This is a genomic window from Kitasatospora sp. NPDC096140, from assembly GCF_040303045.1.
Lineage (GTDB): Bacteria > Actinomycetota > Actinomycetes > Streptomycetales > Streptomycetaceae > Kitasatospora.
On sequence record NZ_JBEOUW010000014.1, the window covers coordinates 46,765 to 58,708 of the forward strand.

At 74.6% G+C, this 11,944-nt stretch carries 12 protein-coding genes and 1 pseudogene; 10 read left to right on the forward strand and 3 right to left on the reverse strand.

Translation table 11 applies throughout. From position 1 onward, the window contains the following. The 5 genes and pseudogenes from ABT048_RS16720 to ABT048_RS16740 form a co-directional block, all read left to right on the forward strand. A pseudogene (locus ABT048_RS16720) lies at positions 1 to 309 on the forward strand (DEAD/DEAH box helicase); the annotation flags it as partial. Positions 310 to 540: 231 nt separating this feature from the next. After that, entirely contained in the window at positions 541 to 1,416 is an 876-nt protein-coding gene (locus ABT048_RS16725; RefSeq protein WP_350522124.1) for an alpha/beta fold hydrolase, read from the forward strand. Between the two features lie 409 nt (positions 1,417 to 1,825). After that, positions 1,826 to 1,972 (forward strand): DUF8834 family protein, encoded by a 147-nt coding sequence (locus tag ABT048_RS16730; RefSeq protein ID WP_502894023.1) that lies wholly within the window; start codon positions 1,826 to 1,828, stop codon positions 1,970 to 1,972. A 307-nt stretch (positions 1,973 to 2,279) separates the two neighbouring features. Further along, positions 2,280 to 2,918, forward strand: a complete 639-nt coding sequence (locus tag ABT048_RS16735; protein ID WP_350522125.1) for a DUF6758 family protein — start codon at positions 2,280 to 2,282, stop codon at positions 2,916 to 2,918. Positions 2,919 to 3,013: 95 nt separating this feature from the next. After that, positions 3,014 to 3,874 carry a PHP domain-containing protein gene (locus ABT048_RS16740; RefSeq protein ID WP_350522126.1) on the forward strand — a complete coding sequence of 287 codons (861 nt, stop codon included), beginning with the start codon at positions 3,014 to 3,016 and terminating at the stop codon, positions 3,872 to 3,874. 179 nt (positions 3,875 to 4,053) lie between these two features. Here the strand turns inward: ABT048_RS16740 and ABT048_RS16745 are convergent, their stop codons facing one another. Next, positions 4,054 to 4,695, reverse strand: a complete 642-nt coding sequence (locus ABT048_RS16745; RefSeq protein WP_350522127.1) for a suppressor of fused domain protein — start codon at positions 4,693 to 4,695, stop codon at positions 4,054 to 4,056. Positions 4,696 to 5,126: 431 nt separating this feature from the next. On the opposite strand from ABT048_RS16745, the gene corA reads away from it, so the two are divergent. Next, positions 5,127 to 6,248: a magnesium/cobalt transporter CorA gene (corA, locus tag ABT048_RS16750; protein ID WP_350522128.1), complete on the forward strand. Its 1,122-nt coding sequence runs from the start codon at positions 5,127 to 5,129 to the stop codon at positions 6,246 to 6,248. An 18-nt stretch (positions 6,249 to 6,266) separates the two neighbouring features. Here corA and ABT048_RS16755 read toward each other — a convergent pair whose 3' ends face one another. Beyond that, a complete protein-coding gene (locus ABT048_RS16755) occupies positions 6,267 to 7,196 on the reverse strand; it encodes a DMT family transporter (RefSeq protein ID WP_502894020.1) in 930 nt (309 codons plus the stop codon). Between the two features lie 140 nt (positions 7,197 to 7,336). Here ABT048_RS16755 and ABT048_RS16760 point away from each other — a divergent pair, with 140 nt between their 5' ends. From ABT048_RS16760 to ABT048_RS16775, 4 genes are all read left to right on the forward strand, one after another. Continuing rightward, positions 7,337 to 7,876: a hypothetical protein gene (locus tag ABT048_RS16760; RefSeq protein ID WP_350522129.1), complete on the forward strand. Its 540-nt coding sequence runs from the start codon at positions 7,337 to 7,339 to the stop codon at positions 7,874 to 7,876. Positions 7,877 to 8,006: 130 nt separating this feature from the next. Next, positions 8,007 to 9,302 (forward strand): magnesium transporter MgtE N-terminal domain-containing protein, encoded by a 1,296-nt coding sequence (locus tag ABT048_RS16765; protein WP_350522130.1) that lies wholly within the window; start codon positions 8,007 to 8,009, stop codon positions 9,300 to 9,302. Between the two features lie 49 nt (positions 9,303 to 9,351). Then, complete coding sequence (locus ABT048_RS16770; RefSeq protein WP_396544746.1) at positions 9,352 to 9,927, forward strand: DUF1003 domain-containing protein; 576 nt, start codon at positions 9,352 to 9,354, stop codon at positions 9,925 to 9,927. A gap of 56 nt (positions 9,928 to 9,983) precedes the next feature. Beyond that, entirely contained in the window at positions 9,984 to 11,144 is a 1,161-nt protein-coding gene (locus tag ABT048_RS16775) for an Mrp/NBP35 family ATP-binding protein (RefSeq protein ID WP_350522131.1), read from the forward strand. A gap of 88 nt (positions 11,145 to 11,232) precedes the next feature. Here ABT048_RS16775 and ABT048_RS16780 read toward each other — a convergent pair whose 3' ends face one another. Next, positions 11,233 to 11,901: a hypothetical protein gene (locus tag ABT048_RS16780; RefSeq protein WP_350522132.1), complete on the reverse strand. Its 669-nt coding sequence runs from the start codon at positions 11,899 to 11,901 to the stop codon at positions 11,233 to 11,235. Positions 11,902 to 11,944 lie beyond the last annotated feature (43 nt).

Consider the following 11,944-nt stretch of genomic DNA (forward strand, 5'->3'; position numbering starts at 1 on the left):
GTCGTCACCGAGGCCCCGGCCGAGGAGAAGAAGCCCGCCACCCGGACCCGCACGCGCAAGCCGAAGGCGGAGGCCGTCGAGGCCGCCACCGAGGCTGCCGTCGCCGAGGCCGTCGTCACCGAGGCCCCGGCCGAGGAGAAGAAGCCCGCCACCCGGACCCGGACCCGCAAGCCGAAGGCCGCGGCCACCGCCGAGACCGCCCCGGCGGCCCCGGCCGCCGAGGCCGACGTGGCCGAGGTCCCGGCCCCGCGCAAGCGCACCCGCGCCCGCAAGGCCGCCGCGACCGTCGAGGCGACCCCGGAGAGCTGATCCCGGTGCATCCCCCGAGGGGGCGAGCCAGGCCGACAGGCCCGGCCCGCCCCCTCGGGCGTTCCCGGGCCCCGGCCGCACCGGCGACGAGGGGCCTGCCGCCGTCCGGGCCCGCCGGCGCCGGGCGGGGCACGACACGTCGCCGACGGCACGGGCGCCGGACGGCGGCGGGCACGCCCTAAGCTCGGGGGCGTCGGGAAGTCGCAGGCAGGAGAGCAGGGAGACCACGCCATGAGCACGCCGCCGTTCCTGAGGTTGCCCCGGTGCGCGCGGGCCGAGCGGGTGGTGACCGGGCGCGGCGGGTTCGCGGCGCTGCGGGCGGAGCCCGACGGGGCGGTGCTGGGTTCGGCGCTGCTGGTCCCGGGGTTCACCGGCAGCAAGGAGGACTTCATCGGGCTGCTCGAACCGCTCGCGGCGGCCGGGTACCGGGTGACGGCCGTGGACCAGCGCGGGCAGCACGAGACCGGTGGGCCGGACGACCCGGCGGCGTACGCCGTCGGCGAGCTGGGCGCGGACGTGCTGGCGCTCACCGAGGCGCTGGCGGCGGACGGCGAGCCGCTGCACCTGCTGGGGCACTCCTTCGGCGGCCAGGTGGTGCGGGAGGCGGTGCTCTCCGCCGCCGCGCACGGCCCGCTGCCGTGGCGGTCGCTGACCCTGATGTCCACCGGGCCGGGCGCGATCGACCCGGCCGAGGCGGCCCGCACCAAGCTGCTGCTGGACGCGCTGCAGGTGATGGGCCTGGAGGAGATCTGGCAGGTCATGCGGCAGATGGAGGCCGACAGCGGGCAGCCGCTGCCGGCCCTCGACCCCGCCGTCGCGGAGTTCCTGCACCGCCGCTGGCTGGCCAACGTGCCGCGGGCGCTGTCCGTCACCGGCGGCCACCTGGTCGCCGCGCCGGACCGGGTGGACGAGCTGGCCGCCGCCACCGCCGGGCTGCCGGTGCTGGTGCTGTCCGGCGTGCGGGACTACGCCTGGCCGGTCCCGGAGCAGACCGGGATGGCCGAGCGCCTGGGCGCCCGACGGGTGGTGGTCGCGGACGCGGGCCACTCCCCCAACGCCGAGCAGCCGGCCGCGACCGCCGAGGCGCTGGCCGCGTTCTGGGCCTGACCGCCCTCCGGTCCCGACCGACCCCCGTCACCTCACCGCCTTCCGGAAGTGGTCTGTACCACTTTCGGAAGTTCGACGGGCTTCATCGCAGGACAAAATTCGTTAGTTACGGTAATCTTTGATTCTGTCCGGGAATCATCGTCGGCCTCGACGCCGACGCGTACCGCTCGAAACCTGGACTTCACGGACGGGCAACGGCCCGGTAGCACCGCCACGACACCGTGGTTACGAGGCACTGGACGCACCAGGCAAGCAGGGGGAGCCCTTGCCGCAGCAGACCGCCGCACGCACGACCCGCCCGGTCCGGCCCCTTCGCCGGACCCGCAGGACCCCGAAAGGGCTGATACCGACTCAGCCGCAATCGCCCCGCCCGACAGGGCAAGGAAGGGAGACGCCCATGACGAAGACCATGCGCTTCGAGATCGTCCGGCTGGACGACACCAACGGCTCCGCCACCGACCGTCTGATCGCCGACGCCGCGACCGTCCGCGAGCACGTCCAGGCCGCCGCCCGCACCGGCGAACGCCTGCTCATCCGGCCGTGCCCGACCGTCTGACCCCGCGCGGCGCCTCCGACCGGGAGGCCTCACCCGCCGCAGACGAGCCGGGGGCGTCCGATCCGGACGTCCCGATACCGGACTGACGCCCCGTCATCGCGACCGCCGATGACGGGGCGTCAGTGTGTCCGGGGTCGCGCCCCGGACGTTTGCCGCCGCCCGTCACGGGACATCCCCCAACGGGAACCACCCCGCGCCGCGCCCACCCCGCGCCGGCCGGGCGTCCACCACCGACAGGTGCCGCCGAGCCCTCCGTACGGGTGATCGTCCTTGACGCGGCGGTCCGGAGGGAGGAGCGTTGTCGGCTATGAGGGGCGAGCCAAGCTGCCCGAGGTGCGCCGGTCGGGTCCGCGCCCCCGGTCTGTTCTCAGACACCTGGCAGTGCGACCGGCACGGAGCCGTGCACCCGATGCAGCCCGTGCTGCCCCCGAGCGTCGAGGCCCTGGGCGTCGCCGTCGCCCGCTCGCAGGTCCCCGTCTGGATGCCCTGGCCGCTCCCGGTCGGCTGGCTCTACACCGGCATCGCCCACGCCGGCGACGACGTCTCGGGCGCCCGCGCCACCGCCGTCGCCTGCTCCGGCCCTGCGCCGCTCGGCGGCTTCGGTGAACTGGTGCTGGTCGCCGAGGAACTGGGCGTCGGGCTCGGTGCCCGCTACGCCGGACTCCCGGGGCCCGACCCGGGCGACTCCGTCGGCCTCTACAAGCCCGCCGACGCCAAGCTGATGGCCGCCGGCCGGCCCACCCCGATGTTCCACGTCCCGGACGCCCCGGCCGACCGCGCGGTCTTCGTCGGCGAGGCGCGCGGGCTGTGGCTCTGGGCGATCGCCTGGCCCGAGCAGTCCGCGCTGGTGATGTACGACGAGCTGGTGCTCACCGACCTGCGCGACGCCGGTGCCGAGCTGGACCTGCTGCCCTGCGGAGCGCTCTCACCCCGACTGCTCGGCTGACCCGCCCGGGCCGCCCGCTCTCCCGCCGCACCGCCCGCCCCTCGCCCGGACGGCCTATCCTGGTCGGCACCCACGAGCCCCCAGGAGCCCGCCCCGTGCGCATCGACCTGCACGCCCACAGCAACGCCTCCGACGGCACCGACAGCCCGGCCGAGCTGGTCGCGGCGGCCGTCGCCGCGGGCCTCGACGTCGTGGCGCTCACCGACCACGACACCGTGGCCGGCCACGCCGAGGCGGCCGCGGCGGTGCACGCGCTGCCCGACGGCACCCGACTGACCGTCGTGCCCGGCGCGGAACTGTCCTGCGTCGTGGACGGCGTCAGCATGCACCTGCTGGCGTACCTGTTCGACCCGGAGGAGCCCGAGTTCGCGCGGGAGCGGGAGCTGGTGCGCACCGACCGGTTCCGGCGCGGGCGGGCGATCGTCGAGCGCTGCCGGGAGCTCGGCGCGGACATCAGCTGGGAGCAGGTGCAGCGGATCGCGGGCGCCGGCTCGGTCGGGCGGCCGCACATCGCCAGCGCGCTGGTCGAGGCGGGCGTGGTGGCCACCGTCTCGGACGCCTTCACCCCCGAGTGGCTGGCCAACGGCGGGCGGGCGGACGTCCGCAAGCACGAGACCGACCCGCTGGAGGCGGTCCGGCTGGTCCGGGCGGCCGGCGGGGTGCCGGTCTTCGCCCACCCCGGCGCGGTCAAGCGCGGCCGGGTGGTCCCGGACGCGGTGATCGCCGACCTCGCGGCGGCCGGGCTGGGCGCACTGGAGGTCGACCACACCGACCACGACGAGGAGACCAGGGCCCGGCTGCGCGGTCTGGCCGGGGAGCTCGGCCTGCTGGTCACCGGGTCCAGCGACTACCACGGCACCCGCAAGACCGTCCGGCTCGGCGAGCACACCACCGACCCCGCCGTCTACGAGGCACTGCTGGCGCAGGCCACCGGCGCGAAGCCGATCGAGCGCTGAGGGTACGGGCCGCCGCGCTCCGGCGTGCGGGGCGCGGCAGGGGCCTGCGGGCGCGTCCCGCACGCTCTGCCCGGGTCCGGTCCGACCCCTGCCCGAGCGGCGCCTGAACAGCCGTCAGCGGCCGCCGGGGGCCCGCCGAGGAGCGTCGGGGAACGCCGACCGGGCCGCGGGCCGGGCCGTCAGTCCAGCCGGACGCCGCGGCGCTCCGGGTCGCGCAGGTCGGTGCCCTGGTTCAGCCAGCGCTCCTGGAGCGCGGCCGCGCCGTGCACCCGCTTCCAGCCCGCCTCGTTGGGCGTCATCGGCAGCAGCGGCAGGAAGCGGACCGGCTCGGCCGGCTCGGCCAGCTCCAGGTCCTCGACCAGACCGCCCGGCTCGGCGGCCAGCACCGAGGTGAAGGGCGCGCCCTCCCACAGCGGGGCGCCGAGGTCCAGCGAGCCGCCCGGGGCCACCACCAGGCCCTCGACCTGCGGCGTGGCGGCGAAGGTGGCCAGGCTGCGCAGCACGCCGTCACGCCCGCCGCGGACGGTCAGCACCAGTTCGGCGCGCGGGCCGCGCACCTGGTCGGCGACCATCGCGGTCGGGTCGGCCATCGGCGTGGCGGACATCCCGAGCGTCGCGTACCGGACCAGGCCCTCGGCGTCGGGGCCGAAGCGCAGCACCTCGATCCGGTCGGTGCCGAGGAAGGTGACCGCGGCCCGGCCACTCGGCTCGCCGAAGGTGGAGATCAGCCGGGCCTCGACGGCGGCGAGCACCGCCTCCCGGGAGAGCTCCGGGGAGCTGCCGCCGTGGGGATCGCCGAAGAGCGGGAAGTCGTGGGCCATGCCGGTGAGCGTAACCCGGTGGGGCGCGCGGGCCGCGTGCGGGCGGCCCGGTGGAGCGGCCCGTCAAGGACCCGTAAAGCCTCGGGGAACCCCCGGGCGCCGATGGCCGGTCAGATGTTAGGGTGAGCGACTGGCCACCGGGATGCTTCCGTCCCGGGGCGGCGGCGCGAAGGAGGTGGTTGCGGTGGATACCGGCCGACCATGCAGTACCGGCAGCTCTGCCCGGCCCCGACTTCCCCGTACCCCTCGCCCCGCAGGCCCAATCGGCTGAATCAGCCGCAGTAGCCCAGGGCGCAGGACCACGGCGGACGGACCGGCCGGGAGAGCACCTTCATCCCCCCTTTCACCGGTGTTCTTCGCCGTCGTACCGCGGCCGAACGTTTCTTCTTCCGCGCCGCCTTGCGACGGCTCCCTGCCCCTGGGAGCCTGCCATGTCGATGATCAACAGCCTGCGTGCCGCCGTCCGCACCAACCGCCGCCGGGTCGTGGCCGGGGTGTACGACGTCCTGCCCGAGGACGCCGCTTCGGCGGTCGTGGACTGCGCGGTCTACCAGCACGGCAAGCGCAAGGGCGAGTCCTGCAGCCCGCGCGAGGCCGCCCGCCGGGTCAAGGCCGAGCAGCAACTCCAGGACGGCGCGGGCTCGTTCAGCTGGATCGGACTGCACGAGCCGACCGAGGCGGAGTTCGAGGGGATCGCCCAGCGCTTCGGCCTGCACCCGCTCGCGGTCGAGGACGCGGTGCACGCGCACCAGCGGCCCAAGGTCGAGCGCTACGACGACGTCCTGTTCGCCGTCTTCAAGACCATCCGCTACGTCGAGCACGACCAGCTCACGCCGACCAGCGAGGTGGTGGACACCGGTGAGCTGATGGTGTTCGCCGGGCGGGACTTCGTGATCACCGTCCGGCACGGCGGCCACGGCTCGCTGCAGGAGCTGCGCCACCGCCTGGAGGCCGACGCGGACGAGGCCGGACTGCTCGCCAAGGGCCCCGCGGCGGTGCTGCACGCGATCGCCGACCACGTCGTGGACAACTACCTGCTGGTCGCCGAGCGGCTGCAGAACGACGTGGACGAGATCGAGTACGGCGTCTTCTCGGCCAAGGGCGGCCGCAGCTCCGACGTCGGCCGGGTCTACCAACTCAAGCGCGAGGTCCTGGAGTTCAAGCGCGCCGTGGTGCCGCTGCTGCGCCCGATGCAGCAGCTGTCCGAGCCGCTGCAGCGCCTGGTGGACCCGGACATCCAGAAGTACTTCCGGGACGTCGCCGACCACCTGGCCCGGGTCGCCGAGCAGGTGCACGGCTTCGACGAGCTGCTGAACTCGCTGCTGCAGGCCAACCTGGCGCAGGTCTCGGTCGCGCAGAACGAGGACATGCGCAAGATCACCGCCTGGGCGGCGATCTTCGCCGTGCCCACCATGATCACCGGCGTGTACGGCATGAACTTCGACTACATGCCCGAGCTGCACCACGAGTACGGCTACCCGATGGTGCTCGGCGCGATCGCGCTGATCTGCGTCGGGATGTACCGGGGCTTCCGCCGCAACGGCTGGCTCTAGGGCCTGGACCGCGGCCGGTCAGCGCCGGCCGCCGCGGGCGACCAGGACGAGGCCGAGCAGGATCAGCACCACCGCCGGGTAGGCGGCCGCCGGGGGCCACTGGCCCAGCCAGAGCGCGGCGATCAGGGCCGCGCCCGGGGTCTCCAACAGGATCGCGGTGGAGGTGATCGACGGCCCGAGGTTGCGCACCACGCGGTTGCTCAGCGAGTGGCCGAGCAGCTGGGCGGCGACCATCAGCAGCACGATCTGCCACCACACCCCGGCCGGCCAGCCGGACAGCGGGGTCCCGGCGACCAGGCAGATGCCGAGCAGGACGACCGCCGTGGTGGCGTAGCAGACCAGCGTGTACGCGGTGGTGCTGACGGTCCTGCGGACCTCGGCGCCCAGCAGCATGTACCCGGCCGCGGCCAGGCCGGCGGCGAGGGCGAGCGCGTCGCCGAGCAGCGCGCGCGGGGAGAGAGAGAGGTCGACCCCGGTGAGCACCAGCACGCCGGCGAAGGCCACGACCGTGCCGAGCCAGACCGTCCGGGGCGCCCGGACGCCCATCAACCGCATCAGCAGGATGGTCCACAGCGGGGTGGTGGTGACCAGGGCGGTGGCGGAGGCCACCGAGGTCATCCGCAGACTGGGCATCCACAGCGCGAAGTGGACGGCGAGCAGCGCCCCGGCCGCGACCGCGAGCAGCAGCGCCCGCCGGCCGATCCCGCGCAGCTCGGCGCGGTGGCGCAGCAGCGCGTACGGGCCCAGGACCCCGACCGACATGACGTTGCGCCAGAAGGCGATCGCCAGCGCGGGCGCGGCGGTGGCGCTGATCAGCGGGCCGGACAGCGAGATGCCGCCGATCGAGACGGCGAGCAGCAGCAGGTCGAGGGTGGGGAGCGGAGGCGTCGGCCGCGGGTCGGCGGTGGGCGTGGCGGCGGGGGCGGTCGCGGGCCGGGCGGCGGGCACGGCGCTCCTCTGCTGGTCGCGGTGGGCGGGGCGCTCATACGGTAAGGCCCGTGGCGCAGTAATGGAACTGTCGCCCGGGGGCTGAGACGTCCCGGCGTCCCGTGGACGGGAACGGACCGGAAAGCCGTACGCTGTCGGCCATGGACCGTACGCCCGCTGCCGCGACCGCCGACGCCTTCCTCGACCAGGCACTGCTGGAGGAGGCCGCGAAGAAGTCCGGCCTGCTCTGGGTGCGCGCGGACGGCCAGGAGCAGGCCCGGCCGCTGTGGCACGCCTGGCACGACGGCGCGGTCGTGGTGGTCGGCGAGGGCGGCGAGCAGCCGCTGCACGGCCTGGCCCCCGGCGCCGGGGCCGTGGTCACCGTCCGCAGCAAGGACAAGGGCGGCCGGCTGACCGGCTGGCACGCCCGGGTGGTCGACCTCGCACCGGGCAGCCCGCAGTGGCTGGGCGCGGTCGAGGAACTCAAGGGCAAGCGGCTGAACGCGCCCGACACCGACGCCATCACCGAGCGCTGGGCCCGCGAGTGCCGGGTGCTGCGGCTGGAGCCCTCCGGCCCGCTCGCCGAGGGTCCGGGCGCGATGCCGGACGGCTCGCACGCCGCACAGCCGATGCCCACCCCGGCCACCACCCGCCGCCCGATCCCGGCCGGCCTGCCCAAGCTGCTGTTCAAGCGCCGCTGAGGGTTCACGCCGAGGACTCCTCGCCCGGCTACCGTGCCCTCGTCGGGCCGGGCCCCGCACTCGCGGGTAGATTTGGCCGCGAGTGCGCCCGGGCGCACCACGCACGGCGTCGAGCGAGTCGAGGGAGTCCATGGCAGGGCCAGGCACGCGGGTCTTCATCTCCCACCTGTCGGCCATCGCGGTCTTCGACCCCAACGGCGACCAGGTCGGCCGCGTCCGCGACGTCGTCGTCTCGCTGCGGCTCGGCGGGCGTCCGCCGCGCGTGCTCGGCCTGGTGGTCGAGGTGGTCGGCCGACGCCGGATCTTCCTGCCGATGACCCGGGTGACCAGCCTGGAGTCCGGCCAGGTGCTCACCACCGGCGTGATCAACCTCCGCCGCTTCGAGCAGCGCCCGTCCGAGACCCTGGTGCTCGCCGAGCTGCTGGACCGCACCGTCACCTGGTCCAAGACCGGTGAGGAGGTCACCGTGCTGGACGTCGGCATGGTGCAGTCCCGGGTGCGCGAGTGGGAGGTCAGCAAGGTCTTCGTCCAGGTCGGCCGGGCCGGCCGGCTGCGCAAGGGCAAGGGCGAGCGGCTCACCCTGGACTGGCAGGACGTCACCGGCTTCTCCCTGCCCGAACAGGACCAGGGCGCCGCCAACCTGCTCGCCACCTTCGAGCAGCTGCGCCCCGCCGACCTCGCCAGCGTGATGCACCACCTGTCCGCCAAGCGCCGGGCCGAGGTCGCCGCCGCACTGGACGACGAGCGGCTGGCCGACGTCCTGGAGGAGCTGCCCGAGGACGACCAGGTCGAGATCATCGGCAAGCTCCAGGAGGAGCGCGCCGCCGACATCCTGGAGGCGATGGACCCGGACGACGCCGCCGACCTGCTCTCCGAGCTGCCCGGCGAGGAGGCCGAACGACTGCTCCAGCTGATGGAGCCGGACGAGGCCGCGCCGGTGCGCCGCCTGCTCACCTACGAGGAGGACACCGCCGGCGGTCTGATGACCACCGAGCCGATCGTCCTGGAGCCGGACGCGACGGTCGCCGAGGCGCTGGCCCGGGTCCGGATCAGCGACCACAAGCCCGCCCTCGCCGCGCAGGTCTTCGTCTGCCGCCCGCCGAACGAGACCCCGACCGGCCGCTACCTCGGCACCGTGCACTTCCAGCGGCTGCTGCGCGAGCCCCCGTACGTCCTGGTCGGCTCGCTGGTCGACGACGACCTGGACCCGCTGCCGCCGGACACCCCGCTGTCGCTGATCACCAGCTACCTGGCGACGTACAACCTGGTCGCCGCGCCGGTCGTCGACGAGGCGGACCACCTGCTCGGCGCGGTGACCGTCGACGACGTGCTCGACCACCTGCTGCCCGACGACTGGCGCGACGCCGCACTGCACTCCGGGGACGCCTGGCAGCACGAGACGGAAGGGGTGACCGGTGGACGGTGACCGCAACGGCCGGCCGGACGACTCCGCGCGCCGACGCCTGCAGGGCGAACTGCGGCAGCTGCGGCAACTGCGCGAACTGCGCACCCGCGAGGGCAGCCGCGAACGCCGGCCGGAGACCGCCACGATCACCGGCACCGGCCGCACCCGGCTCGACCAGCCCCGCACCGCCCGCCCCGGCCTGCTCTCGCTGCCCTCCTACGACCCGGAGGCCTTCGGCGTCCTGTCCGAGCGGATCGCCCGCTTCCTCGGCACCGGGCGGTTCATCGTCTGGATGACGGTGGTGGTGGTCGTCTGGATAGCGTGGAACACCCTGCTGCCGGCGACCGTGCGCTTCGACGAGTACCCGTTCATCTTCCTGACCCTGGCGCTGTCGCTCCAGGCCTCCTACGCGGCGCCGCTGATCCTGCTGGCGCAGAACCGGCAGGACAACCGGGACCGGGTCAACATGGAGCAGGACCGGGCCCGCAGCGACCGCAACATCGCGGACACCGAGTACCTGACCCGCGAGGTCGCGGCCCTGCGGCACGGACTCGGCGAGGTCGCCACCCGGGACTTCATCCGCTCCGAACTGCAGTCCCTGCTCAGGGAGATCGAGGAGCGCCGGGAGACCTCCGAGCAGCTGTGACCGGCGGCACGCTACCGGCGAGTCAAGGGGATCCGTCGGCGCCGTACCATCAAGGCATGGCCAACGAGACAGAGGTCGCGGCCGGCGTCACGGAGGAGTCCGTACGCCAGGCGCTGGCGACCGTCAACGACCCGGAGATCAACCGCCCGATCACCGAGATCGGCATGGTGAAATCGGTCGAGATCGCCGAGGGCGGCGCGGTGCGCGTCGCGGTCTACCTGACGGTCTCCGGCTGCCCGATGCGCGACACCATCGTCACCCGGGTCCGCGAGGCGGTCGGGAAGGTCTCCGGCGTGACCGGCGTCGAGGTCGAGCTCGACGTGATGAGCGACGAGCAGCGCAAGGAGCTCTCCCAGCTGCTGCGCGGCGGCGCCCCCGAGCGGGAGATCCCGTTCGCCAAGCCGGGCACGCTGACCCGCGTCTACGCCGTCGCCTCCGGCAAGGGCGGCGTCGGCAAGTCCTCGGTGACGGTCAACCTGGCGGCGGCGATGGCCGCGGACGGCCTGAAGGTCGCCGTCGTGGACGCCGACATCTACGGCCACAGCGTGCCGCGCATGCTGGGCGTCGAGGGCCGGCCGACCCAGGTCCAGGACATGATCATGCCGCCGCAGGCGAACGGCGTGAAGGTCATCTCGATCGGCATGTTCACCCCGGGCAACGCCCCGGTGGTCTGGCGCGGCCCGATGCTGCACCGCGCGCTCCAGCAGTTCCTCGCCGACGTCTGGTGGGGCGACCTGGACGTGCTGCTGCTGGACCTGCCGCCCGGCACCGGCGACATCGCGATCTCGGTGGCCCAGCTGGTCCCCAACGCGGAGATCCTGATCGTCACCACCCCGCAGATGGCCGCCGCCGAGGTGGCCGAGCGGGCCGGGACCATCGCGGTGCAGACCCACCAGAAGATCGTCGGCGTGATCGAGAACATGTCCGGCATGCCGTGCCCGCACTGCGACGAGATGATCGACGTCTTCGGCACCGGCGGCGGCCAGACCGTCGCGGACGCGCTCACCCGCACGGTCGGCGCGACCGTTCCGGTGCTCGGCTCGATCCCGATCGACGTGCGCCTGCGCGAGGGCGGCGACGACGGCCGCCCGGTCGTGCTCGCCGCGCCCGACTCCCCGGCCGGCGCCGCCCTGCGGGCCGTGGCCGGCAAGCTCGGCGGCCGCCAGCGCGGCCTGTCCGGGATGTCGCTCGGGCTGACGCCCAAGAACAAGTTCTGAGCCGACCGCCACGGAGGGGCCCGGTGACGCACGCGTCACCGGGCCCCTCCGTCGTCACGGGCGGGTCCTACGGGCTGCTGTACGGGGCCTACGGGCGGGTGTAGGCGGCCAGGTCCGGGACGGTCGAGAAGCCGACGCCGTAGGCGCTGACACCGCGGCCGTACGCGCCGAGCAGGACGCCGGGGGCCTCCCCGGCCAGCACCCAGCCGTACTCGGACTCGCGGTAGCGGAAGGGCTGCGGCAGGCCGTTGACCGGCAGGCTGAGGGTGGACCAGCCGGGGCCGGCCAGGTCGTCCGCGAGGTCCCAGGCGAGGCTGCTCTGCTGGTCCAGCCAGTCCTGGCGCAGCGCGCGGTCCAGCTGGCCGGGCCAGGTCGCGGCGAGCAGGCCGGATCCGGCCAGCCAGGCGGCCGAGGAGGCGGAGGTCGCCTCCAGGGTGCCGGTGTTGTCGGCGCTGCGCCGGCTGTCGCGGCGGGCGACGGTGACCACGGCCGCGAACTTCCGCATGTCGCGCGGCTCGTACTGCTTGGCCGGCTCGTCGCCGTGGCCGAGCGAACCGTAGTCGACGCTGCCCGCGGCGCGGGTGCCGGCGCCGGCCTGCATCAGGTAGCGGCGGCCGGTCCAGCCCTCGTCCAGCCCGTACCAGGGGAAATCGGCGGACAGGTAGGGCACCAGCGGGTCCGCCGGGCCGGCCTGTCCGCCGACCACCGGGCCGCCGGCCGTGGCCGTCGCCCCTCCCGCCTGACTCGTCGCGTCCATCCCCGGGCCTCCTCAAACGCACGTGTGCCTGCCGTGGCGCGCT